The following is a 24,798-nucleotide window of genomic DNA, read 5'->3' on the forward strand; positions in this document are numbered from 1 at the left end:
AATTCTATGCGTTTTTATTCTGTCATCTATGTTGTATTTTTAAACAAAAAAATAAAATCATATGGCAAAGAAACCTTTACTCAAACCGTATAATTCTAAAAACTTACAATTAAAAAATAGTGTCGTTATGGCACCTATGACACGAAGTAGAGCCGACAATGAAGGAAATGTTCCTACAAACGAATTGCATGGTTTATACTATGAGCAAAGAGCTTCCGCTGGATTAATCATCACGGAAGGTTCACAAGTTTCGGAAGAAGGTGTCGGATATATCAATACACCAGGAATTCACTCGCAAGCACAAATAGATGGTTGGAAAAAAGTTACACAACGCGTACATGATGAAGGTGGAAAAATATTCATTCAATTGTGGCATGTTGGGCGAATTTCGCATCCTGATTTTCATGATGGCGACTTACCTTTAGCACCATCTGCGATCAATCCAAATAGAGAATCGTACACGCCTGAAGGTTCTAAAAAAACAGTGACACCACGCGCAATGACGCAAGAAGATATTGATCGTACCATTCAAGACTTTGTAAATGCGGGTAAAAACGCTATGGAAGCTGGTTTTGATGGCGTAGAAGTTCATTCGTCTAACGGATATTTATTTCATCAATTCTTTACCAAATGTTCCAATATTAGAACGGACAAATATGGTGGAAATATTGAAAATAGAGCGCGGTTTTTCTTTGAAACGCTTGACGCAATGAAAAAAGTGATGCCTGAACAAAAAATTGGCGTACGTTTCAATCCTTCACTACATTCAGTAATGGCTGGAATTACCATTGATGAAGAAACGATTCCTACGTTTGAATACATTATAAAAAAGCTAAACGACTACGATTTGGCATATGTACACTTATCCGAACCGTTTTCAGATGTATCTGATGTTCCACACGCGGTAACAGACATCGCAAAACACTTTAGACCTTTGTACAATGGAACTTTAATCATCAATACAGATTTCACTTTCGAAAAAGGAAATACGGTATTAGAAGCCAATGAAGCTGATTTGGTTGCCTTTGGAAAACCATACATTTCAAATCCTGACTTGGTAGAACGCTTTGCACATGAAATCGAGTTGGCAGATTGGGATAAAGATACCTTTTACACAACTGGAAAAGAAGGATATACAGATTATCCAAAAGCAAAAATTACTGTAAATCAATAAAAAATATACTATAATGAATACAATAAAAGCATACGGAACGAAGTCGGAAGAAGCCGATTTAGAACAATTAGAAATAGAAAGAAGAGAACTTCTAGACAATGATGTAAAAATAGATATTTTATACTGTGGCGTTTGTCATAGTGACATTCACGCAGCTAAAAATGACTGGGGAAATGCACAATATCCATTAGTGCCAGGACACGAAATCGTTGGTCGTGTTTTAGAAGTTGGAAGCGATGTAAGCAACTTTAAAGAAGGAGATTTAGTTGGTGTCGGTTGCATGGTCGATTCATGTCAAGAATGTGGAGCCTGTGAAGACGATTTAGAACAATTCTGTGAAGAAGGAATGATTGCAACGTATAACAGTGAAAACAAACATACCGATAAGCGTACGTTTGGTGGCTATTCTACAAGTATTGTGGTACGTGAAGAATTTGTACTCAGCGTTCCTGAAAATTTGGACACTAAAGCGGTTGCTCCATTACTATGTGCGGGAATCACAACATTCTCACCTTTAAATCATTGGAATGTAAAAGAAGGCGACAAAGTAGGTGTTGTAGGACTTGGCGGATTGGGACACATGGGAATCAAATTTGCAAATGCCATGGGCGCAGAAACCATCATGATTACCACATCTCCAGACAAAGCAGAAGACGCCAAACGACTTGGAGCTGATGCAGTGTTGATTTCTAAAGATGAAGATGAAATGGAAAAACACAAAGGAACTTTCGATTTTCTACTCAATACGGTTCCTGTAAAGCACGATATAAATCCGTATCTAGAGTTACTAAAACGCGATTCAACAATGGTAATGGTTGGAGCTATTGAACCACTAGAGCCAATGCACGGTGGAAGTATTATTATGGGAAGAAAAAGAGTCGCAGGTTCACTCATTGGAGGAATTAAGGAAACCCAAGAAATGTTAGACTTTTGTGGTGAAAATGATATTGTTTCAGATGTTGAAATGATTGATATGCAAGACATTAATACTGCTTTTGAACGTGTTACCAACAATGATGTAAAATATCGTTTTGTAATAGATATGAAAAGTTTAAAAGATGAAAAATAAGATGATAAAACCTAGAGAAAAAGCACCCGAAATTACCATAAACTTGGTAAATGATACTGTTTGGAAATTCAGTGAACAATCTGCTGAAAACTTTGTAATGGTTCTATTTTACAGAGGAAAACATTGCCCACTTTGCAAAAAACAATTGGAAGAATTGCAAAGCAACCTTGATGAATTTACCGAAAGAGGCATCAATGTAATTGCCATAAGTTCGGATACAGAAAAAGTTGCCAAAGAAACGTATGACGAATGGGAAGTTTCAAATGTTCCTATCGGATATGATTTCCCAATTGAAGAAGCACGTACATGGGGATTATTCATTTCGGAAGGAATTAAAAAAGAACCTGAACATTTTATCGAACCAGGATTCTTTCTCCTAAAACCTGACGGAACTATTTATTGGGAATCAATTCAATCGATGCCTTTTGCACGACCAACTTTCAAACATATATTATCAGGAATTGATTTTATTTTAGAAAAAGAATATCCCGCTAGAGGAGAAGCATAAAACTGAAAATAACACATATTTAAAGAAGCTGTTTCAACAACCGAATACATACTAATTTCGGTTTTTGAAACAGTTTTTTTGTGCAATAATTTCGTTGAAAATAAATAATCTGATTTCGACGTAAAAAATTTAGTTCGATACTTTTCTTTTCCGAAGTATAGCAGGGATTTTCCGTTAAAAATTTTTGAAGCCTTGGAAAAAATTTAGGAAAATTCATGCGGTTTTAGTTTTTCCCAAAAAGAAAAACTAAAAATACCTCTGGAAAAGTTCCCTTTCTTTTGTTTCTTTTCTTTGGGAAAGCAAAGAAAATGAAAATAAAATACTGAAAGTGTGGTATTTATTATAGATTTTCTATGTTCAATTATAAATATGAATTGAATCACTTATATCGAACTGACGTTAAATACTTAAACGATGTAAAAATAAAATCTCTTTTAAGCTTTTCATAGCGGTTCATCAATAAAAACACTTTTTACAAAAGGGGAAAAAACCTATTAAAATATAAGGAGTTACACGGATAAATTATACGGTAAAACAAACGACTGAAAGCCAGTTACTTAACTATTTTTGATATATACATTTTATAACCAAAAACTATTTAATTATGGCTTTACACAGATCATACGTACATGGAAATTCCGTGTACTTAGAACACACAGGTTCTCCAGGAGCGAGAAGCAAAGACACAGTACTAGACACTTTTGATGGTGATTATGGTGATTTAATCGACTTAGGTGGACATGGTGGTGCAGCTTGTTTGCGTTTGGGTTGGGGATCACGTTTTGTAATTTTTGATACCGGACGTGCTAATAATGCTAAAAGTGGTCATTTTTGGTGTCACTTTGCCATTCCAACACCTGCATTTGAAGACGGTTTCAGAGCAACAGCACGCCGAGTTTTAATAAATTACGAATCTGAAGATATTCAGGAAATTAGCATTGCGGCAGTTCATGTTTGGGATGGAAATCGTAGAATATTCGCCGATAATTCTCCAGAACGTTCGCGCGATGATTACAACGGTGGAATTCCTCGACATACCACAAATGCAAATGCGCGTGCTAATACCAATGCAATTTGGCGAAAAGACATTAACAGAAGTATTAATTTTGGAGTTTCGGTATCTATTCTCATTAGAGCACAACGAGCAAAAGATAGCTTCTTAGAAATTAGAAGTGTGGGAATTGATTTCGATATGGGAGAAAGAAGATAATTCTTTAAAATCATTAATAAAGAGGTTGTCTAAAAACTACAAAAAAACGTCATTCTGAACAATGTACTGAATTGAATTCAGTATCAATTCAGCATCTCATTACACTGATTTTCAATAATGATGAGAAACCAAATCATGTTCTGCTTGACGAAAATTTAGCTTTTCAGACAACCTTTTTTTCAAATTTCGATTGAATACTACGTTTTCAATTTAGGAGGAAACATTTTCCATATGATTTGAATTTCGTTCCAAATCTTCATTTCCATCGCCACCTTGACTGTACAATTGATTTTCTTCATCCTTTAGCATCGATGGTTTTTTCGTATCTGACAATGCTCTTCCTGGCACATCCAAATCTTTCCCAGCAAAATCTACCGCTTTTTCTCTATCTTTCAACATACGATCATCTCCACCGTCGCTTCTTACATTTTCTGTTCGATCGCGCAAAGCCTGTAAATCATCTTTTGTAATATCTGAATTGTAATCTGTTTGTTTGTTATCCATAATTTTTTCTTTTAAATAGTTAAACTTTTACAAACTCAAGATACAATGGAACGTCAAATTTGGTTAACGCAAACAAATGAATAATTGATGCAAATAAAAAAAGGTTTGCAAAATTGAAGTATGCAAACCTTTTTCAAAAATTAACCCTGTAAACTTAACTATTTAAAAAACGCTACTAATGCATTATTTAACTCGTGCTTGTGTGTCAAATTGAGCCCATGTGGACCATTTGAAAACACTTTATATGTACTATTTTCAATTCCTGCTGCTGCTTTTTCTCCAGAAGTTGCTATGGGAACAATGGCATCAGCATCTCCGTGTATAATCAATGTAGGAACATTTACATTTTTCAATTCTGGTCTAAAATCAGTTTCTGCCCATGCTTTTGCTGCTTTTATCGTTGCATTTGGTGAAGCATACGCCGCAATAGACCAATCGTAATGTAACTGTGCTTCGCTTATTTCTTCTTTATTATCTTCGTAATTATAAAAGTTTTTGTGGAAATTTTTCAAAAATCCAACTCTATCAGATTCTAAGGCATCCATAATTCCATCCAACTCTTCTTGTGGAACACCTTCTGGATTGTCTTCTTTCTTGGCAACTAACGGAATTATTGAACTTATCAACGCTACTTTATCAATATTGGCTGTACCAAAATCTGTACAATAACGAACTACTTCACCGCCGCCCATGGAAAATCCTACAAGAATTACATTTTTCAATTCTAATTGTGTAATAATCTGATTCAAATCGGCCGCTAAGGTAGAATAATCATAAGCATCCCAAGGTGCATCAGAATCTCCAAATCCACGACGATCATACGTAATACATCTGTAACCAGCTTCAACAATTGCCCAAACTTGCTGTTCCCAAGCTCTGTGACTCAAAGGCCAACCGTGTATTAAAATTACAGGCTGTCCATGTCCATGATCTTCAAAATATAAATCAACGCTTTGAGTTTCTGTTTCGTGTGTTAAAAATGCCATGTACTGTTTTATTTAATTATTACACTACAAATTTCGAACACGATCGCACAAAAAAAGAGTCCAAAAAGAAAAAAATTTAACTCATTTAAAAAATAGATGATAACCGGTATTCCTGTCCAAATGAGTTCATTTTAAAACGAAAAGAGCAACAGAACTACTCGTTGAAATATTATTTTTGATTCCATAAAAATTGCATACTACATCATAATACTGAGAAATCATCTAAAAAAATACTATGAAAGAAAACGAATTCAAAACAATCAATCCAGCAACAGAAGAAACAATTGCGACCTATGAATATATGACTGAGGAAAAAGCATTTACTGCGGTAGATATGTGTCACGAAGCTTTTTTACACTGGAAAACAAAATCTGCGGAAGCGCGAGGAAAAATCATCAAAAATATCGGAAAAGCGCTAAATGAACACAAAGAGGAATTGGCAAAACTGATGACGGATGAAATGGGGAAGTTATTAAAACACTCTAATCAAGAAATTGAATTGTGTGCAAGCATATGCAAATATACAGCTACAGAAGGCATGAAACGCTTACAAAGTGAAGAACGTTCGTTGCCAAATGGAGGCAGAGGAATTATACAATATGCGCCTATTGGAGTCATTTATGGAATACAACCTTGGAATTTCCCAACGTATCAGGTTATTCGTTATGCCATTGTAAATTTAATGGCAGGAAACGGCGTATTGCTAAAACATGCCAAAAACGTAACAGGAACTGCATTGAAATTGAAAGAAATTTTTGAAGCAGCTGGACTCGATAGAAATATTTTTACCGTTTTGGTAATTGATCATGATTTGTCAGACAAAATTATAACACACAAATACGTTAGAGGTGTTACTTTAACAGGAAGTTCGGGCGCAGGAAAACATGTTGGAAAAAAAGCAGGAGAAGCCTTGAAAAAAACCGTGTTAGAGTTGGGAAGTAATGATGCATATTTAGTATTAGATGATGCAGATATTGACTTGGCAGCAAAAGTTTCAGCACAAGGACGTTTGTATAATAATGGGGAAACCTGTGTTGCGGCAAAGCGATTTATTGTAGTTGAGAGCGTGTATGAAGAATACAAAGAGAAGTTTTTGAATATCATGAATAGCAAACCTTACGGCGATCCTATGGATGAAAAATCAAAACTTGGACCAATTGCACGTAAAGATTTGCGTGACGAATTGCACGAAAAAGTAGAAAAAAGTGTTGCCAAAGGTGCCGTTATACTTTGTGGAGGCGAAATGCCAGAAGGGAAAGGATATTATTATCCATCAACGGTGTTAGATAATGTTACGCCAGGACAACCAGCGTATGATGATGAATTATTTGGACCTGTGGCTTCTATCATAAAAGCAACTAACAACGAAGATGCCATGCGCATTGCAAATGACAGTAGATTTGGACTTGGCGGCGGTATTTTCAGCAAAGATGTTGAAGGTGCCATTACGCTAGCGAAAAATCATTTTGATACAGGAATGGTAAATATCAATGGTTTCGGATTAGCGCATCCAAATATGCCTTTTGGTGGTGTTAAAAACTCAGGATACGGACGTGAACACGGTGGATTTGGTATTAGAGAATTCATCAATGTAAAATCGATTGTAATTCCTGCGTAAGCATAGTTAAGAAAAAATATACGTCCGTACACAAATACGAACTATTTAGAAAATCACTACGAAGTACTTTTTGTAGTGATTTTTTATTGTGATAAAGTGAAAAATAGAATTCGTTTCTTCGATATATGTATATATTTGGTTTTTAGGTGCTAAATTATTCTTTAAGATACAATACATATTTCATGAGTTCTACACGAAACAATTCCTATTTAAAAGTAGCAAATAATGCCTTTTGGAGATTTATATTTCTATTTGCGTGTTTATATATTGTTCCATACGATATGGGATATTCTATCACGGAAAATCTTGAGGAAATTAATATTTGGGAAAAACCCGCCATTTGGATCGGAGAAACGTTCTATGGATGGGAATTTGATACTGAACAATTATATATAGGGTACGATTCACGATTTGAATATTGTAGGTATATTTTATTTTTCTGGCTCGCTTTTATTGGAACTTGTATTTGGCTTCTTGTCGACCGTTTTATCAAGAAAAAATATACAACTAAACTTAAAATTCTTGTACAAACGATGCTTCGGTATCATGTAGGACTTACTATTTTGGATTATGGGCTTTCAAAAATATTAATGATTCAGTTTGGATCTATAGGAATTGATACTTTAGAATTGCAACTTGGATCATCAGGCGGTATGAGTTTAATGTGGTATTTCCTAAGCTATTCGGAGCTTATGGTGATGACAGCTGGTTGGTTGGAATTTATTGGTGGAGTGCTACTATTATTTAGACGCACAACATTTTTAGGTGTATTGATCCTTATTGCGGTCATGGCAAATGTAGTATTGATGAACTTTAGTTACAGCGTTACGGTGACCTTGTATGCAAGCTTATTGTTATTTTTATTATTGGTACTCATAAGCACACAATTGAGAAACTTTTTTGCGTATGTAGTTTTAAATCAAAAAACACAAGCAAAACCATATGAACCACTCGTAAAAAATAAAAAAGTTAGGCTTATTTTTAAAATCATATTAATCTCGGTTATTGGTTATTTTCATGTGAAAAATTACAAGGAATTGTTAGATACGTATACTAAAAATAGATATGCATGGTTTACCAATCTGCAAACGGTAGAAACATTTGTGATCAACGGCGATACATTAGCTCCAGCTGCAATTGAAAACAATGAAAAAGCTTGGAAACAATTGTCGTTCAACGGTTTGTCATATTATCCTGAAACGTTTCGTGTCAAAAATGGAAAAGATATTGGCAAACGTTTCAAATTTGAAATTGATTCTACAACGCAAAAAATAAGGTTTCGACCGTATTTTGGAGAAGAAAGTGAACAATGGAGTGAACTCAGCTATAAAAAATTGGACGAAAAAAGGTATCTTTTTGAAGGTATTTACGAAGGTGATACCATTTCCGTAACGACAAAAGCAAAGCTTATTGAAGAGTATCAATTAATGAAATACAAAGGCAAATTACTGTTTGATGATTATTAACGCATTACACTCAAATTTGACAAATAACAAAAGACACATGGTGCATAAACATGTGCCTTTCTGTAATGAAAAATAAATAAAAACCTGTGGTGATTTCGAAGTAAGTAATCTCCACTGATATTTTGTATATGTTTATATTGGAAAATGTGGTATATCGTGCATAATTAGTTGGTTTGGTTGTTTCTTAAGAGATACTAGAAATGTAAAAAGGTTGCGTTATCAATTATGTTCCGTTTAAAAAATCAACTGTTTTGAATCGCTTATAAGGTGCAAAATAACTTCTTAACATTTTGACAATTAAATTCTTACAATTTGTTTCCTAAAAATATATTTTTTTAAAAAAAAGTTTGATTACAGACATAAAATTGCATGATTTTATCACAATTTCATCTAAAAATGATCGTCAAGAAAATCTAAATCTCATCCTACAAGTAAAAACAAGATTGTACATTTGCGCTTTATTTTTTACCTATGAAACCAACTTCATCAAAAGTACTGATCATTTTAGCATTCATCGCTATTTACATCATTTGGGGAAGTACATATTTGATGAATAAAGTTGCCGTTTCAGAATTGCCACCATTTTTTTTGGCAGCGATTCGTTTTTCTACCGCAAGTATATTAATCTTCGGAATTGCCGTAGCAACTGGAAAAAGCATTCGTATTACCAAAAAACAATTGATCAACTCCATTATTGCAGGGTTTCTATTTTTAGTATATGGAAACGGTATCTTCGTTTGGTCTTTACGATATGTAGATAGTGGATTTGCTGCATTATTAGCGTCCACACAACCGTTATTTGTATTGTTGCTAATGCGCTTGATAGACCACAAGAAAATGCGGAGAAAGTCTATTATTGGTGTCACTTTGGGCATTTTCGGAATGTATTTATTGGTAAGTCAAAAAGAATTGGTTACCAACGAAGGAACATTGTTGGGAATCTTCATGATTTTAACCTGTGTATTAGGTTGGAGTTACGCGAGTATTTTTGTCTCAAAGGCAGACATTCCCAAAAATCATTTGGTCAGTTCAGGATATCAAATGCTTATTGGTAGTATAATGTTGGTCATTATAAGTATTTCATTAGGAGAAAAAGAAAATTGGACGTCGCCTTTTGAATGGAGTTACAATGTAAAATGGTCTATGTTTCTGCTGATAACTTTTGGAAGTATTGCAGCATTTACGGCGTTTAATTATTTACTGAAAGAAGTTTCTACTGAAAAAGTATCAACATCAGCGTATGTAAATCCTGTTGTGGCGTTGTTTTTAGGTTGGTATGTATTGGATGAAAAATTAACCCTACAATCGTTAATAGCAGCGCTTATTTTGCTTATTGGCGTGTATTTTATTACATCAAAAAAGTGATTACTTTATCAAGTTACAAATTTTGAGTTAGCGAAGAATTTGAATATGTACAGCTTCCATCACTACAACTAAAAAACTTACATATGGCAATTCTTATTTCTCTTATTTCTCTACTTGATTGCTTTTAGGGGGAAAACACTCTTTATTCCTTACCGTTGAATGCTTACTATTACACTTTAACTAATCAATCTTAAATTATGACAAGTGATATAAAATTATTGGGCAGAGGAGTAGTTCAAGTTGAAGGAAACGAATTATTTCTTCAAACACATGATATAAAATTAGACGATCCAGAAAGACGCGTAAGACCATCTGGGCATAGACGCGCACTTGTTCATGATCATCAAGATGGCTTAACAATAAATTATAATGGAGATTATCCTGGTGGCGTAAAAATAAAGGGGACAACTATATGCGACACAATTAGGCTTCAAGGTATGAGAAATGTATTTGACACTGATTCTGTAGCACATATCATAACGGCGCTCAAGAGGCAAATAGATGCTTTAGAATCAAGAATTGAAACGCTAGAAAGAAGATAGGAGATACAGGTATGAGAAATAGTTTTAGAGAAATAGCTACGTACATGGATTCGGTGGATACGCCTGAAAGTTTGGCGGAATTGTTAAGTATGCATGTAGGCGATGTTAATAATAGTTTCAGAGAAATTGTTCGTCGACACACGACTAATCAACGTTTAGAAAAAAAGTTCCTAACACAGAATACTTTTTGTATGGATGCAACAGCTTTTGGTAAAAAACCATATGCAAAAATCAGGGCTGGTTTATGGGGCGAACATATAAAAGCACATTATGATATTTGCTTACTTCAAGAAATATTTGAAAATTCTATAAGAGATAAATTATTAAGTGCATGGGATGAAGGCGAAGGTTCTTTATTTTTTGTTGATGATGCTGCTAGTAGAACTCCAGACTCTTCGGGATTAATGACTATTAGCAAAGATGAAATTACAGGAAATACATTTCATGAATTTAGTGTAGGGTACAGAAAGGGACTTCATTTAGTAGATAGAGAAGCTGATAAGGGAATATTATTAACAAAATATGTGCTAGACAATAATCATGGTATCGAATTATATAATACACATCTTGATGCTTCTGATAGAAATATTAGAAGTACGCAATTGAATGAAATTTTAACTTTTATTACTAATCATCATGAAAATACGAATTTAGCAATTTTAAGTGGAGATTTTAATATAGGCCTTGGAACTGGTATTCAAGGTTCTACATATGGTAATTATATATTTTTTAGAGATAGATTACTTAGTCTTGGCTTTGTTGATGCTTGGGCAACTAGAAATGGAACGACAGGTGGTACCGATTTAAGTGAAGAAGAATCTCAAAAATATGCTAATGTTATGTGTAATAGCAAAGATCCAGAAAATCCACGATTTTGTGTAGATGAAAATATTGATGAGTCAAATGGTGATCGAAGAATTGATTACATATTTATAAAACCTACAAGCTCCAATTGTCCGTATGTATTCGATATTACACGCCCTAGAAGGTTGCTGTTATTTAACAATTTGGGCTCTACTACATTTGAATATATGTCTGATCACATTGGCATTCATACGGAGTTATTGATTAATAGAACAGAGTAATTTTTTTAATAATCATGCAACAGACTTTTTTTAGCACAATGCACATAAAAGCAAATTATTTGTTTAATTTTCATTAAGCTTTCCATGTAAATGTAATTGTAGTTCCAACACCTTTTTCAGAATCTACACGAATAGTTCCGTAATTTTCAGTGACAATTTTCTTTACAATAGAAAGTCCAATTCCAGTGCTTTCCACTTCATCATTTGCCTCTAACTTGCTAAACATTTCAAAGATTTTGGTATGATATTTTGGTTCAATTCCAGGACCGTTGTCAGCAATGATAAATGTATATTCATGTTCCGTTTTAGCAAAGGATATCGCTATGACAGCACTTTGCTTATCATTGTGTTTAATGGCATTGCTAATTAGATTTTGAAACACATGTTCCAGTTCAACCTTACTTGCAAAGATTTCAGCATTATCTTCAGGTAATTTGATGGTGTGTTTCTTTTCATTATCCACAATTTCAACGACTTCATCAAGCAAATCGTTCAGTAAAAACGTTTCTTTCGTCTTTTCTCCTTTGGTAATTTTAGAGTATTGCAACAAGTCATTAATCAGTGCGTACATCTTAGAAACTCTATCTTTTAGCAACTGAAAACGATCTTTTGTATCTTCGTCTAACACGGTTTCATCAATGTCTTCTTCAATAAACGAAACCAGCGTATTTATGGCAATTAAAGGTGCTTTTAAATCGTGAGAAACAATATGATTGAAGCTATCAAGTTCTGCATTAATTTTTTCTAAATGGTTTAGATTTTCTTTTAATTCGACATTTACCATTGAAAGCTCTTTTGATTTTACGGAGAGTTCTTCTTTTTGTTTCTGCGCCATTATTTTTGCTTTTTCAAGCGCATGAAATGAAGTTGCAAATCGTGTCATCAATAACATTGAAAGTAATAAGAAAACGATGATATAACCGAAATTTACGTACACAATCGTATTGCCGTCAGTTCCTAAAAATATGAAGATATGTGTAAAAAATATAAACGAGGCAAACAACACACCAAGCAGTAACAAAATAGAATCGTGTCGCTTGCTGGTTATTGCCTTATAAATGACGTAGAAAACATACATTAAATTGATAATCATTAAGATTAAAAACGGTATAACCAAACGTGTAAAATGTGGCGCAGGCAGAATGATAACCAATGCTGTAAGTGTCCAAAAACCAATTTTCAAGGCTTTTAAATATATTGGATTTGCAAATTTACTAAAGATGGTATAGAAGAATAAACTTGCCGAAAATCCTGCTAAAAACAAGGAAATATATTCTACAACGGTTAGCAAACTCCAGCTAATGGTTGAAAATACTTCTGCCAAAGGTGCATATCGATCGCTAATTGCCATGTATGCTAATGAAACACACATGATTCCAAAATAGAGTACTGCACGATCTTTATTCCAATAAAATGAAAAGAATAGCAAAAAGAATAGTCCAATAAAACCTAAACTTCCAATGAAAATCATGTCTGCAATCGTCTTTTTAGTTTTGGAGTGCAATAAATGTTCGTTGGTAGCTAAAATTACAGGAGTGCTAATTCCTCCTTTGTGATGGTAAAAATTTGCAACTTGTATGATGAGTTCAAAATTAGTTTCATGAATATCTAAAGGAACAATTCGTGTGGCTCTTCGGTGTAATGTAGTAGCTTTTGAAGTTCCGACTGTGCCAATTTCGGCAACTAAGTTACCATTGAGCCATATTTTAGAAGCTGCAAAACCAGCGGGAATTAATAGTGAAACTACAGGACGTTCTTTTGGAAGCGAAAATTGCAAGCGATACGTGGCATAACCAAATGAAGGTAACTTTTCATTTGGAGCGAGCTCATAATTTGTCCAATTGTCCAGCGAAACAACTGTTCCTGAGTTGGCAGGAATCGTTTCTGGAGTGATCAATTCGTTCCAATAAAATGTCCAATTACGATCTAATGGTATTTCTGCGTGACTGTCATTGCGTAACTCTTGAATGTCTAGTGTCGTCGATGTTTGCGAAGATTCTTGTGCAACACAAATAGAGAACATTGCAGACAATAGCAGCAACAGTATTCGGTTTTTACAAGGCAAGCTTAATGCGTTAAAAAATAAATAATTTGGGACATTCATAGTACCCAAGCAAATTAGTTAATATAAATGACTTATGGAAATTAAGATATGTTATTGCATCATCTTTTATAATAACTATGTAGTAGAATATTTTTTAGAAACAGAAAACCTGAACAATAGGTTGCTACTACTGTTCAGGTTTTACCATTATTGTTGTGATTAGTTTACTTCCGTAGAAAGTACATCGGCTAGTTCCAAATCGTCATTAAAATCATTTCGTTCAGGCACGGAATCTTTCAAAGCAACAAACTTTTCCAATGCTTTTGTTTCATTCTCTTCGCCTGAAAAATAAGGAAATACGTCCATAATTGGCGATTCGGAAACTGCAGGAATGGAATATTCTGCCATTGTATCTTTCATTGCCGTCATTGTATTTTCATATGCTTCTTTGACATCATTTCCTTGTATTAATAAATATTGATTTGATTTGCGTTCTTTGCCGCTTTCTTCATCAAAAGAAATCATGCTTACTTTACATTTAAACCATCGATCAGAATTTTCAAACGGATGAATTTCGGCATAATTGGCTACTTTAATATTTGTAATTTTAATTTCTTCGCCTTCTCTTAAATACGCTGCCATTTCTTGCGTAATTCTACTTTCGGCTTCTGTGTAGGAAATAGCATCTACTAAAAATGGTTCTGTTTTTAGTTTTTGTTCTCCTGTAACTTCATCAAGTTTTCTATATTTTACTTTGCATTCGTACCAAGTTGCGCTCATAGTTTTTGTTTTTAAGGATGCCAAATATAGGATTTAGTTTGAGCTGAAAAAGTCAAAATAGAGAATAGATATTCACAATTTTAAAGAAGATTTTATAGGTGTTTTAGTGTGAGGAAGTTAGCAAATTTTGATTCTAACGAGACGCATCTATAAAGTTTTGGAAGTGTAGGAGTGAAGTGGAATTAATCGTTCAAAATTATACAGTTTCAACGAGTTCTATGCATAATTACTAAAAAATAATCAAAGAGTTATATTATTTTTGTGTTTTATATATTCTACATAAAATTTTTTGAAATTTGTTACATAGAAAACAGCAATTGCCCCAAGAACAATTTACAGATACCGACTATTTTATTTACTGTTTAGAAGCGATGAATGACATAGAAACAGATACGACTACGGAAACTCAACTAAATTTAGAACAGTTGACGCTACAGTATGGAATAGCAAGTATTTACAATATATTTGACACCATTGAAGGTTTAGAAACTAGCTTGAATACATTGGTTTTTGACGATCATAATTTTAACGATTATGAAATAATTTACTTAGTTACAGAAGGTGAAGCAAATAGTATTTGTTTAAACGACTATTGTTATAGTTTACAAGAAGTTGCAGAAATTTTTGAGGGAAAATTGAATGGTAAAATTTTACATTTTTCAAATGCAAAAGTGCTAGATTTAGACGAAGAGGAAGCACAATATTTTTTGGACGTTACTGGCGCAAAAGGTGTTTCTGGCTACGGCAACGAATATAATGGCATAAGCAGCTCCAATCTTGACAAAGCATTCTTTAACTTATTTAAAGAAGACGATAACATGCTGGATGTAGTTGAAGAATTACACCAAAAACATTACAATCTGTGTAAACTACTTGATTTTAGATTGTATTATTAATATTCAAATATTATCACTTACATCTGTAAAATAGTATAGACATACACCTTTCTTTGTTCACTGTAATATACATTTTACTGTTCTGCGTATATAACTTTCCTTGGGCGAAAAGCAAAGTTTATACTTTAGGTTTTAAAAAAAGTTAGTACTGAAACGTTTTTATGAAAGGTAATGGAACAATTTTTACACAAGTGACGTAGGAGCGAAGTGGAATAGTTGTGGAATTGGACAAGTATTACGAATGTCATTTTAGATTACGGATTTCCGTAAAACATTACTTGTTAATTTTTTGTATATTTATTGACTTCAATATAACTCAAAATTCAAGAATATTACTATGGTCAAAGCTCGTGACTATTTACCTTCTGATATTAAAAGATTATTTGCGTTTTCTGGTAATCAATGTTCAAATCCCGATTGTGCAAGACCTGTCATTGCAGAGGATGGTATTACTGTTGTTGGTAAAATTTGCCACATAGAAGCTGCAAGCTCAAAAGGACCTAGATATAGAAAAGAAATGACAGATGAAGAAAGAAGAGGATATAATAATTTAATCTTATTATGTGATGAGCATCATAGTATTATTGATAATAAAAAAAATGAAGGGAAATTTACTAAAGAATTATTGCTTGAATGGAAAGAAAATCACGTTAATGGAAATAACGATTCAGAATTAGAAATAGACGATGAAATAGTCTATAAAGCAATTGATGATATTTTATTTACAATTGAACGTTTAGAGAAGAACACTGAAAAAATTTATAGCAAAGTTAATGTTATTGAAAAAGACTTAAAGAGGATTAAAGGTGTGTCTGATCTTGATCAAATGAAAAGCCTTGTTGAAGATTACAAAGAAGAAGTAGCTTCGGGAAAGTCTGAATTTAAAGAGCTTTTTGATAAAATAAGACACTTCACATCTAATATTGATAAGATAAAACAAGAGTTATCTGAAAAACTAGATGATGGTGGATTTAAAGACGATACGGATTGGGCTACTGAACTTAAAGAAGCATATACTATGAGGCTTTTAAAAAATGACGTTTCTTTGGCACAACAAAAAATACATGCATTTTTACTTGTTAAGGTTCAGATGGCATTTAGAAGGCACGTACTTTCAGCAATCAGAAATGGTAAGAATAAAGAAGAAATAAGATTATTAATTGATGATCAGGTTATATCAAAAGTTGGTTCTTATTTAGGTTATGATAATGTTCTTAACCTTTATGAAGATGACATTAATGGAATGCTTTATTTTTTAACAGGAAATTGTCACATAAAATGGGTTTAATATGATTTTATACCAACCAATCTTCGATCCTTATCATTGTTCATATAGGTTTTTATTGCTACTTAATAATTTGAATAATTTGGAAATAGAAATTGATAGATTAAAAATCTATGACTTTATACTACTTTATCCAAGTTTTTTACATAAAATGAAATTGCCACAAGCATATACTTATATAAGAAAAAGTATAAAGGTAAATGAATATAATAATATTAATTCTGAAAAAAATGTTTTTGCTCAATTGAATAAAATGCATAATATTTCTTTGAATGAATTAGCTTCTACTTCAATTATTGAAAGTGAAAGATTAAAAAAAGGTTTTGTTAAAAGAACTGAGTTAGTATTGCCTGATTATCTTTTAAAATCAATTTCTAACCAAAGTGGAGAAAAAATAAAGATTTTGAATTATATAAAAAATGATTTGAATAATATTCCTATTCATAAATTAAAAGAACGTTCAGGACTTATTGAATACAGATATGATAAAGTTTAAAGTTAATAGGTTAATAATTACATCTCAAGGTAACATTGTTTATGATGAACCTTTCCATGATGGTGTAAATATTATCAGAGGAGAAAATGGTTCTGGAAAATCTACAATTGCTAATGCATTGTTTTATTCTATTGGTGGTGAATTTACTGATTGGCTTCCAGAAGCTTTACAATGTGACTTTACAATTGTTGAAGTAGAAATTAATGATTCAATTTTAACATTTAAACGAGAAATTTCTGATAAGACCATGAGACCAATGCAAATTTTTCATGGAAGTATTGATAAAGCACTTAAATCAAACTTTGATGGATGGAAAGTTTATGGTTACCGTAGATCTGAAAATAAAAAAAGTTTTAGTGAATATCTATTCAATTTTTTGAAAATACCAGAAGTAAAAACGGAACGAGGGGAAACAGTTACTTTAAATCAAATTTATCGGCTTATTTATTTAGATCAATTAAGTTCGATTACTGCCTTATTAAATAATGAAGATTTTGATTCACCACTTATAAGAACAACGTTAGGTTCATTATTGTTTGGAACTTATGAAAACGAATTATATGATAATCAAATTAAGTACAGAAAGAAAAAGAAAATACTAGATGAAATAGACTCTGAATATAGATTTCTAAAAAAGGTATTAGATGCAACTGATACTCCAACTACAATTAAAGGTTTGAATTTATTATTAAATGAAAATAAAAAAGCTTTAAAAGAATTAGATGAAAGAATAATTAAAATTGATAATAGTGAGAAAGTCACTATGTCAAAATTAAGTACTGATTTAAATAAGATAGCTAAATCTCTGACTAATGAAAAGAAAAAATTAAAATTATCAAATGATGAAATATATAGTTTAGAGCTTAATATTATAGATTCAGAAGAGTTTATCAAAGAATTAAATAATCGTTTGGAATCATCGGAAGAATCACTAATCATGAGAGAATATTTTTCTGAATTACCGATAAGTTATTGTCCATCTTGCCTTGAAGAATTAAAACCTGTAGATGAGAACCATTGTAAATTATGTAAAGAACCTTTATTGGACAAACAAGGTAAAGAGCGAATTGAACGAATGAAAATTGAGCTTAAAACGCAGATTAGCGAATCAGAAAGGTTACTTTTGATTAAAAGAAGTAGACTAGAAAATTTACTTTCTCAAAAGCAAAATTTAAATTCTAAGGTAAATAGAATAGAAAAAGAATATTCAAATTTAGTTGACAGTACAAAATCAAAAACACAAAGAGTCAAAGAAGGGCTTTTGGTTGACAAAGGATTTGTTCTGTCAATTATAGCAGATCTCGAAGATAAACTAATAAATGTTGAAAAGTACAATTTTTTAGGAGATAGGTTAAAAAGTCTCTCTGGAGAAGTTACTCTATTGAAAACAAAAATAGATCAACTTGAAGATGAATTAAAAACAAGAGAACAGGAAGCGAGAAGAAGTGTTCAAGAGTTTGCTCTAGAATTATTGCATAAGGAAGGTGGATATGAAAAGTTTTTTGAAACATCGAGTTATGTAAAACTTGATTTTGTAAAAAATAGTTATTACTTAAACAATAGAAATCACTTTTCAGCTAGTTCAATGGTATATCTAAAAAATGCCATCAGATTTGCTATATTCTTTGCTTCTTTAAAACATGACTATTTTAGATATCCAAGATTTATTATTTGTGATAATATGGAAGATAAGGGAATGAACCCAGAAAGAAGTCATATTTTTCAAAGAAACATTGTTGAATTATCTAAGACTTATGATAACAAAGAGTATCAAATAATTTTCACGACTTCCATGATAGATTCGTCATTAAATATAAATGAATATACTGTTGGAGAAGAATATAACCCTAACAATAAGTCTTTGAATTTTAGAAGTTAAATCTGTAATTACTCAAACTTCCCAGTTCCATAATTAACACGTTTCTTAAAATCTATAATCTCATCTTTAAGTTTCTTATTAGCATTTTCAATAAGTTCATTTTGAATTTTCATAATGCGCAACAAATCATGAATTGCGTTCAAATTATCTAATTGTGTATAAACGATTTTCTCTAAGTCTGCTTTTGTATATTTAGGATATGGCATTGTTCTTGTTTTATGATTAAATATTCCGATTATCAGAACAAATATATTGAAAAACGGATAAAATAAAAATTAAAAGTTCATAAAATCGGAATAATTTATCTTATTATGTAAATTTATGTTCTTAAAATCAGACAATAATGACTGAATTAGGTTTGTTCTTATCAAAGAAATCAGTGAATCGTTCCGATGTCGCTAGAAAAACAGGAATCAGTAAAACTAGACTTAGTGAACTAGCCAACAATCAGAAAACTAAGCTTAGAGCAGATGAATTATATTTAATTGCTTTAGCTATTGACGTTGATCCTTGTGATATCTTCAAAGAAATTTGCAAAGAACTCAAATTAAAAGACGAAGAATAAATTTCAATCGAAACTTTAGCGACCTCAGAAAACTTTGGTCAAAACAATAGGCGAGTGAGCGTCCATATTTTAGAGATGAAGCAGCATTGTTGTTGAGAACTCTATATTTTAATTGAAATTCACAATAATCTAAAGAACTATAAACGCTTCTAAAATATAGCGAACGAGCCGTAATTGTTTCCAAAGTTTTATGAAGTCTTGATTTTTGTTTCTTTTTATCAAGAAAAAGACAAAATAAAAAACTACCAAAGGTTCTTATCAAAACTCAAAAGCTATTTAACATAACGAAAAGCCAAAAAGGTTTTTGTAAAACGAATAGTGAGCATATTTATATAAAATTCTTTGCAAAAAATTTTTATAAGTATGCGGCAAGCTAACGTACAGGTTATAAAACTTTTTCTAACGAAATGTTTCTAATACATAGAATGTTGTATAGAATTTCTAAAGTAGCTTTTGTGCGGCTGGAAAGCGTTGGAAAATTGCGTATAAAATAAATTGTAATAACAATTTGATTTTATGAAAGCAATAAAGCATTTGCGCGCGGCAATTTTGCATAACGACAAATTATTGGACAAAATTTTCTCTAGCGAAGCGTTCCTATTAAATAAGGTTCATGACCCAAGCACAATGATTCTAGTAGCAACTACAAAGGTTCTGGGATATTTAGCATAATATCATTATGGTTTACAAATACGCTGATTATCCTACTTTACGATATATGGTGTTTGTATCATAATTTATATTATGTTAAATAGAATATTTTAATACAGGAAAGAACTGTACCACTATTTGAACCCTACTCAGCTAGTTCTTGTAAATCCCGATGATAACCAATTAAATCATTTTTTAATGCTGAAATAATCTGCCCATATCCATTTACATATAAAAAACGCAACGAAGCAATTCTTGCTTTATGCAGTTTGTTGTTTCGTAAATAATTTATACAATCATTTGTGCAAACCAAATCTGTAATGAAATCCGCATACCAATCTTGTGTGCGTTCTATTTCTTTTAAATTATCTGTAATGGTTGTAAAAATTAAACGTTCTACAGCTTTTATCTCTTCCAAGTAAATTTTATATGCAGAATTCAGATTCAACAATTTTTCAGTCGCTTTGGAATCATTCAATTTTGCGTTGTCAATCATATCAATGACATGTGTATCGGTGTCCATCGTATTGACTTGAAATAGCAATGTTCCCAAAAGACTACCACCTTGTAACTTGTCTTTATCGTGCTTTTTTCCTAAAAAATTCAAATAATTATTTTGCAACGTATCCAATCTTCTTTGATAGTTTTCGATAGCCGCAATATCTTTCTCCAATTGTTTAATTATGTTCTTTTGCAACTCTTCATTGGCACTATTCAATTGTTTTCGTTGATTCCAATTGTTGATTCCAACCGCAATCAGAATTCCAATAACGACCAAAATAATTTCGCCAAATGCGTACTTTAGGTATTTCTTAATATTCTTTCCTCCCATTAATTTTGAACGTTCTTTATTGAAAAATTTCATAGCTGCATTTAAAAAAAACTAAGATAGTAAAATCAATTGGAAGCTATTTTCATTTACAAAGAATATGTGTAGAATAAAAGCTATTTTATAACATAAAAACTCTTTTTAGCTGTATTTTTGCACGATGCAATCAAAACCCCAATCGCAAACAGAATTTATCATCCTAATGGCGTCATTAATGTCAATTGTAGCCTTATCAATTGATGCCATTTTACCAGCTTTAACAGCAATTGGAATTTCTGTCGGTATCGAACAATCAACTGACAATCAGTTATTAATAACAATGATTTTCTTAGGATTAGGTTTCGGACAATTGCTCTTTGGGCCACTATCTGATAGTATTGGACGAAAACCCGTCATCTACATCGGATTTTTAGTATTTGTCGCCGCAAGTATGCTTTGTGTATTTGCTACAAACGTAGAAATGATGATTGTTGGACGCATCTTACAAGGAATCGGTCTATCAGCACCACGAACCATCAGTATTGCCATGGTTCGCGATAGTTTTAGTGGCGATTACATGGCAAAAATCATGTCGTTTATTGTCGCTATTTTCATTCTGGTGCCCGTAATTGCTCCTGCACTTGGAAAACTCATGCTCGATACTTTTGGTTGGCGTTCCATCTTTAACGGTCAACTGCTATTTGGTGCATTTGTCATGATTTGGCTCTGGAAAAGACAACCTGAAACATTAGATCCAAACCATAAAATAAAATTATCTAAAGCAATATTTTTAAATGGTTTTAAAGAATTTATGAAGTTCAAATCATCTATTGCTTTTACATTAATTTCAGGACTTATTACAGGTTCATTTATGGTATATATTAGTGCTTCGCAACATATTTTTCAAGTTCAATACAACATGGTTGACGAATTTCCGTATCTATTTGCTGCAATGGCGATTTCTGTCGGATTTGCAACATTTCTAAACGGAAATTTTGTCTTAAAATATGGAATGTACACCTTGGTCAAGACATTTATGGTGCTATTTACGTCAATTTCATTGCTGTATCTTATCATTTTCTTTGGACAGCCAAATCCTAATGTATATATATTATTGACGTTTTTCGGATTGCAATTTTTCTCCATCGGTTTCCTTTTCGGGAATTTACGCTCGTTAGCCATGCAACCGTTGGGACATATTGCAGGAGTTGGCGCCGCTATAAACGGTTTTGTTTCTACCATAATGGCCGTTCCTATTGCAACCTATATTGGAAGTTTTGTAAAAACAACGGCTTCTCCTCTATTTGCAGGGTTCTTCATTTGTGGAAGCTGTTCCTTACTGATTCTTTGGGTTTTAAAGAGAAAAACAAAAAATTTGACGCTACAGACTTCATAGCTTGTTTATACACAATCTTTTAGCTAAATTTACCGCAATAACCCTCGATTCCAATAAAAATGAAAAAGATATTTATAGTAGCTCTGCTGAGCCTATGCGTCTATATACCAACCCTATCCGCACAACATTCCGTAGCTCGTGAATGGAATGAAGAACTATTATTAGCGATTCGAAATGACTTTGCACGACCAACCGTACACGCTCGAAATTTATTTCACAGTGCCATGGCAATGTATGATTCTTGGGCATTATTTGACAATCAATCTGAAACGATATTCTTAGGAAAAACATTCGGAAATTACACCTGTACTTTTAACGGAGTTACTACGCCAACCGATGTTGCAGCAGCGCGTCACGAAATAATGAGTTATGCAATGTATCGTTTATTGTCACATCGTTTTGCAAATTCTCCAGGAGTTTTGATTTCTACAACTTCTTTTCGTAATTTATTTGAATCGTATGGATATGATATCAATTTTACATCTACGGATTATAGCAACGGTTCGTATGCAGCATTAGGAAATTATTTGGCAAGTGAAATCATAAATTTTGGACAACAAGATGGTTCCAACGAACAAAATGACTATGCAAATCAATTTTACACACCAACAAACAGTCCATTAATATTACAAGCATATCAAGATAATACAAACATTAATCCTAACAGATGGCAACCATTGGCCTTTAACTCGTTTATTGATCAAAGTGGAAACCTCTTCCCTACTGCAATTCCACCTTTTTTAAGTCCAGAATGGGGACAAGTAACGCCTTTTGCGCTAAAAACGGACGATTTACAAATTATATCAAATGGTTTTGATTGCTACATATACAATGATCCTGGCGCTCCTGAATACATTCAAGATTCAAATAATAATGATGGAATTGACGATCCGTACAAGTGGCATTTTGCGCTAGTTTCGGCATGGTCTTCACATTTAGATCCTGCGGATAATACTATGATTGATATTTCGCCAGGTGCGTTAGGAAATTTAAATACTACTGCGTTTCCTGATACATTTGAAGAATACAAGGCCTTTTATGACATTTTAAATGGTGGCGATCCAAGTACGGGACATGCATTGAATCCAAGTACTGGTCAGCCATACACACCACAACTGGTAAAAAGAGCTGATTATGCACGTGTATTGGCAGAATTTTGGGCAGATGGACCTGATTCTGAAACGCCTCCAGGACATTGGTTTACCATTATCAATTATGTAAACGATCATCCACAAACGGAAAAACGCTGGAATGGTGTCGGACCCATTTTAGACGATTTGCAATGGGACGTAAAATCATACTTAGCACTTGGTGGTGCCATGCATGATGCGGCGATAAATACTTGGGGAATTAAAGGATATTACGATTATATACGTCCAATTTCTGCCATTCGATACATGGCTGGAAAAGGACAAAGTACAGACAATACACTTTCAAATTATGATCCACACGGATTGCCACTAATTCCCGGATATATTGAAACCATTGAAGTTGGAGATGCTTTGGCAGGTTCAACTGATGAAAATGTAGGAAAATTAAAAGTATACGCTTGGAGAGGACCAGATTATATAAATGATCCAACTACAGATATTGCTGGAGTCGATTGGATTTTAGCAGAACGCTGGTGGCCATATCAACGTGGAACTTTTGTAACGCCTCCGTTTGCAGGTTATCTTTCAGGACATTCAACGTTTTCAAGAGCTGCCGCAGAAGTATTAACGTTAATTACGGGAGATGAATTTTTCCCTGGCGGCATGGGAACTTTTGACATTCCACAAGATAACTTTTTAGTATTTGAAAAAGGACCAAGCGCGCCATTTACACTACAATGGGCAACCTATCGTGATGCTTCTGACCAAACGAGCTTGTCAAGAATTTGGGGAGGAATTCATCCGCCAATTGATGATATAAGAGGTAGAATTATGGGCATACAAATCGGAACAGACGCTTTCCATTTGGCCAATCAATATTTTAGTCCATTATTAAATACGGAAGAATTTGAAGCAAATACGACAAAAATTTATCCGGTTCCGTTTACAAATCAATTTACGATTGACACGCAAAATGATCAAATTTCCAAGTTAGAATTGTATGGAATTACAGGACGATTAGTGTTTAATGAAGGCAATATCAATTCGAATCAAAAAACAATCAATCTACCAAATTTAAAGACTGGTGTTTATTTTGTAAAAGTGTACAATACCGCAGGAAATATCATCTTACAAGAAAAAGTAATCAAGCAATAAAATAGTTGCTACGCTATCTATAAATTAGCTCTTATGTACTGTAAATTCTACATAAGAGCCAACATTTTTATATTTAAAAAAATAGCCAACGTAGAATTATGTAAGCTTTTTTTGAATCATCATACTACATCCGAAACGTTGTTTTTATTCACCTTTTTTAATCATTAAACTTCTTTAATCGCTATTTCTAAAATAAGGAGTTCGACGTAAAAAATTTAGTTCGAT

22 protein-coding genes are annotated in these 24,798 nt (G+C 32.8%); 16 read left to right on the plus strand and 6 right to left on the minus strand.

The genetic code is table 11. The annotated features are described in order from the left end of the window. Positions 1-61: 61 nt before the first annotated feature. The 4 genes from AA089_RS04275 to AA089_RS04290 all read left to right on the plus strand — a co-directional run bounded on the left by AA089_RS04275 (position 62) and on the right by AA089_RS04290 (position 3,961). Complete coding sequence (locus AA089_RS04275; RefSeq protein WP_046755680.1) at positions 62-1,174, plus strand: alkene reductase; 1,113 nt, start codon at positions 62-64, stop codon at positions 1,172-1,174. A gap of 13 nt (positions 1,175-1,187) precedes the next feature. Then, on the plus strand, positions 1,188-2,243 hold the full coding sequence (locus AA089_RS04280) for an NAD(P)-dependent alcohol dehydrogenase (protein WP_046755681.1): 1,056 nt from the start codon (positions 1,188-1,190) through the stop codon (positions 2,241-2,243). Further along, on the plus strand, positions 2,233-2,751 hold the full coding sequence (locus AA089_RS04285; RefSeq protein WP_241479970.1) for a peroxiredoxin-like family protein: 519 nt from the start codon (positions 2,233-2,235) through the stop codon (positions 2,749-2,751). The genes AA089_RS04280 and AA089_RS04285 overlap by 11 nt, the downstream gene beginning before the upstream one ends. Before the next feature lie 604 nt (positions 2,752-3,355). After that, on the plus strand, positions 3,356-3,961 hold the full coding sequence (locus AA089_RS04290; protein ID WP_046755682.1) for a hypothetical protein: 606 nt from the start codon (positions 3,356-3,358) through the stop codon (positions 3,959-3,961). Between the two features lie 210 nt (positions 3,962-4,171). Here AA089_RS04290 and AA089_RS04295 read toward each other — a convergent pair whose 3' ends face one another. Beyond that, a complete protein-coding gene (locus tag AA089_RS04295) occupies positions 4,172-4,465 on the minus strand; it encodes a hypothetical protein (protein WP_046755683.1) in 294 nt (97 codons plus the stop codon). 158 nt (positions 4,466-4,623) lie between these two features. Further along, positions 4,624-5,451: an alpha/beta fold hydrolase gene (locus AA089_RS04300; RefSeq protein WP_046755684.1), complete on the minus strand. Its 828-nt coding sequence runs from the start codon at positions 5,449-5,451 to the stop codon at positions 4,624-4,626. Between the two features lie 235 nt (positions 5,452-5,686). Between AA089_RS04300 and AA089_RS04305 the strand changes: the two genes are divergently transcribed. The 5 genes from AA089_RS04305 (at position 5,687) to AA089_RS04325 (ending at position 11,527) form a co-directional block, all read left to right on the plus strand. After that, a complete protein-coding gene (locus AA089_RS04305) occupies positions 5,687-7,069 on the plus strand; it encodes an NAD-dependent succinate-semialdehyde dehydrogenase (protein ID WP_046755685.1) in 1,383 nt (460 codons plus the stop codon). A gap of 182 nt (positions 7,070-7,251) precedes the next feature. Continuing rightward, entirely contained in the window at positions 7,252-8,535 is a 1,284-nt protein-coding gene (locus AA089_RS04310) for a hypothetical protein (protein WP_046755686.1), read from the plus strand. Positions 8,536-9,006: 471 nt separating this feature from the next. Next, complete coding sequence (locus tag AA089_RS04315) at positions 9,007-9,900, plus strand: EamA family transporter (RefSeq protein ID WP_046755687.1); 894 nt, start codon at positions 9,007-9,009, stop codon at positions 9,898-9,900. Positions 9,901-10,118: 218 nt separating this feature from the next. Continuing rightward, on the plus strand, positions 10,119-10,442 hold the full coding sequence (locus AA089_RS04320) for a hypothetical protein (RefSeq protein WP_156168896.1): 324 nt from the start codon (positions 10,119-10,121) through the stop codon (positions 10,440-10,442). A 44-nt stretch (positions 10,443-10,486) separates the two neighbouring features. Then, positions 10,487-11,527 carry an endonuclease/exonuclease/phosphatase family protein gene (locus AA089_RS04325; protein ID WP_046755689.1) on the plus strand — a complete coding sequence of 347 codons (1,041 nt, stop codon included), beginning with the start codon at positions 10,487-10,489 and terminating at the stop codon, positions 11,525-11,527. A 73-nt stretch (positions 11,528-11,600) separates the two neighbouring features. Here the strand turns inward: AA089_RS04325 and AA089_RS23460 are convergent, their stop codons facing one another. Both AA089_RS23460 and AA089_RS04335 read right to left on the minus strand, forming a co-directional pair. Further along, the gene (locus AA089_RS23460; protein ID WP_053002190.1) at positions 11,601-13,550 is read right to left on the minus strand and encodes a sensor histidine kinase; all 1,950 of its coding nucleotides are present in this window, start codon (positions 13,548-13,550) and stop codon (positions 11,601-11,603) included. 240 nt (positions 13,551-13,790) lie between these two features. Further along, positions 13,791-14,351 (minus strand): DUF4494 domain-containing protein, encoded by a 561-nt coding sequence (locus AA089_RS04335; protein WP_046755690.1) that lies wholly within the window; start codon positions 14,349-14,351, stop codon positions 13,791-13,793. Between the two features lie 296 nt (positions 14,352-14,647). Here AA089_RS04335 and AA089_RS04340 point away from each other — a divergent pair, with 296 nt between their 5' ends. From AA089_RS04340 to AA089_RS04355, 4 genes are all read left to right on the plus strand, one after another. Beyond that, the gene (locus AA089_RS04340) at positions 14,648-15,247 is read left to right on the plus strand and encodes a DUF6642 family protein (protein ID WP_046755691.1); all 600 of its coding nucleotides are present in this window, start codon (positions 14,648-14,650) and stop codon (positions 15,245-15,247) included. A gap of 337 nt (positions 15,248-15,584) precedes the next feature. Beyond that, on the plus strand, positions 15,585-16,535 hold the full coding sequence (locus AA089_RS23465; RefSeq protein ID WP_053002191.1) for an ABC-three component system protein: 951 nt from the start codon (positions 15,585-15,587) through the stop codon (positions 16,533-16,535). Position 16,536: 1 nt separating this feature from the next. Then, positions 16,537-17,028: an ABC-three component system middle component 5 gene (locus AA089_RS04350; protein WP_046755692.1), complete on the plus strand. Its 492-nt coding sequence runs from the start codon at positions 16,537-16,539 to the stop codon at positions 17,026-17,028. Beyond that, a complete protein-coding gene (locus AA089_RS04355) occupies positions 17,015-18,907 on the plus strand; it encodes an AAA family ATPase (protein WP_046755693.1) in 1,893 nt (630 codons plus the stop codon). The genes AA089_RS04350 and AA089_RS04355 overlap by 14 nt, the downstream gene beginning before the upstream one ends. Positions 18,908-18,915: 8 nt before the next feature. On the opposite strand, the gene AA089_RS04360 is transcribed toward AA089_RS04355, so the two are convergent. Further along, positions 18,916-19,113: a hypothetical protein gene (locus AA089_RS04360; protein ID WP_046755694.1), complete on the minus strand. Its 198-nt coding sequence runs from the start codon at positions 19,111-19,113 to the stop codon at positions 18,916-18,918. Positions 19,114-19,250: 137 nt separating this feature from the next. Here AA089_RS04360 and AA089_RS04365 point away from each other — a divergent pair, with 137 nt between their 5' ends. Next, on the plus strand, positions 19,251-19,472 hold the full coding sequence (locus AA089_RS04365) for a helix-turn-helix domain-containing protein (RefSeq protein ID WP_046755695.1): 222 nt from the start codon (positions 19,251-19,253) through the stop codon (positions 19,470-19,472). Between the two features lie 796 nt (positions 19,473-20,268). On the opposite strand, the gene AA089_RS23470 is transcribed toward AA089_RS04365, so the two are convergent. Next, a complete protein-coding gene (locus AA089_RS23470) occupies positions 20,269-20,988 on the minus strand; it encodes a hypothetical protein (RefSeq protein ID WP_082113191.1) in 720 nt (239 codons plus the stop codon). A gap of 124 nt (positions 20,989-21,112) precedes the next feature. On the opposite strand from AA089_RS23470, the gene AA089_RS04375 reads away from it, so the two are divergent. Next, on the plus strand, positions 21,113-22,327 hold the full coding sequence (locus AA089_RS04375) for a multidrug effflux MFS transporter (protein ID WP_046755696.1): 1,215 nt from the start codon (positions 21,113-21,115) through the stop codon (positions 22,325-22,327). A gap of 59 nt (positions 22,328-22,386) precedes the next feature. After that, positions 22,387-24,573: a T9SS type A sorting domain-containing protein gene (locus tag AA089_RS04380; RefSeq protein ID WP_046755697.1), complete on the plus strand. Its 2,187-nt coding sequence runs from the start codon at positions 22,387-22,389 to the stop codon at positions 24,571-24,573. Positions 24,574-24,798 lie beyond the last annotated feature (225 nt).

The organism is Kordia jejudonensis (assembly GCF_001005315.1).
Classification (GTDB): Bacteria; Bacteroidota; Bacteroidia; order Flavobacteriales; family Flavobacteriaceae; genus Kordia; species Kordia jejudonensis.

Excerpts from the sequence above, each read along its gene's own strand:
- AA089_RS04275 (WP_046755680.1), top strand. The coding sequence starts at position 62 with ATGGCAAAGAAACCTTTACTCAAACCGTATAATTCTAAAAACTTACAA.
- AA089_RS04280 (WP_046755681.1), top strand. The coding sequence starts at position 1,188 with ATGAATACAATAAAAGCATACGGAACGAAGTCGGAAGAAGCCGATTTA.
- AA089_RS04285 (WP_241479970.1), top strand. The coding sequence starts at position 2,233 with ATGAAAAATAAGATGATAAAACCTAGAGAAAAAGCACCCGAAATTACC.
- AA089_RS04290 (WP_046755682.1), top strand. The coding sequence starts at position 3,356 with ATGGCTTTACACAGATCATACGTACATGGAAATTCCGTGTACTTAGAA.
- AA089_RS04295 (WP_046755683.1), bottom strand. The coding sequence starts at position 4,465 with ATGGATAACAAACAAACAGATTACAATTCAGATATTACAAAAGATGAT.
- AA089_RS04300 (WP_046755684.1), bottom strand. The coding sequence starts at position 5,451 with ATGGCATTTTTAACACACGAAACAGAAACTCAAAGCGTTGATTTATAT.
- AA089_RS04305 (WP_046755685.1), top strand. The coding sequence starts at position 5,687 with ATGAAAGAAAACGAATTCAAAACAATCAATCCAGCAACAGAAGAAACA.
- AA089_RS04310 (WP_046755686.1), top strand. The coding sequence starts at position 7,252 with ATGAGTTCTACACGAAACAATTCCTATTTAAAAGTAGCAAATAATGCC.
- AA089_RS04315 (WP_046755687.1), top strand. The coding sequence starts at position 9,007 with ATGAAACCAACTTCATCAAAAGTACTGATCATTTTAGCATTCATCGCT.
- AA089_RS04325 (WP_046755689.1), top strand. The coding sequence starts at position 10,487 with ATGGATTCGGTGGATACGCCTGAAAGTTTGGCGGAATTGTTAAGTATG.
- AA089_RS23460 (WP_053002190.1), bottom strand. The coding sequence starts at position 13,550 with ATGTTCTCTATTTGTGTTGCACAAGAATCTTCGCAAACATCGACGACA.
- AA089_RS04335 (WP_046755690.1), bottom strand. The coding sequence starts at position 14,351 with ATGAGCGCAACTTGGTACGAATGCAAAGTAAAATATAGAAAACTTGAT.
- AA089_RS23465 (WP_053002191.1), top strand. The coding sequence starts at position 15,585 with ATGGTCAAAGCTCGTGACTATTTACCTTCTGATATTAAAAGATTATTT.
- AA089_RS04350 (WP_046755692.1), top strand. The coding sequence starts at position 16,537 with ATGATTTTATACCAACCAATCTTCGATCCTTATCATTGTTCATATAGG.
- AA089_RS04355 (WP_046755693.1), top strand. The coding sequence starts at position 17,015 with ATGATAAAGTTTAAAGTTAATAGGTTAATAATTACATCTCAAGGTAAC.
- AA089_RS04360 (WP_046755694.1), bottom strand. The coding sequence starts at position 19,113 with ATGCCATATCCTAAATATACAAAAGCAGACTTAGAGAAAATCGTTTAT.
- AA089_RS04365 (WP_046755695.1), top strand. The coding sequence starts at position 19,251 with ATGACTGAATTAGGTTTGTTCTTATCAAAGAAATCAGTGAATCGTTCC.
- AA089_RS23470 (WP_082113191.1), bottom strand. The coding sequence starts at position 20,988 with ATGAAATTTTTCAATAAAGAACGTTCAAAATTAATGGGAGGAAAGAAT.
- AA089_RS04375 (WP_046755696.1), top strand. The coding sequence starts at position 21,113 with ATGCAATCAAAACCCCAATCGCAAACAGAATTTATCATCCTAATGGCG.
- AA089_RS04380 (WP_046755697.1), top strand. The coding sequence starts at position 22,387 with ATGAAAAAGATATTTATAGTAGCTCTGCTGAGCCTATGCGTCTATATA.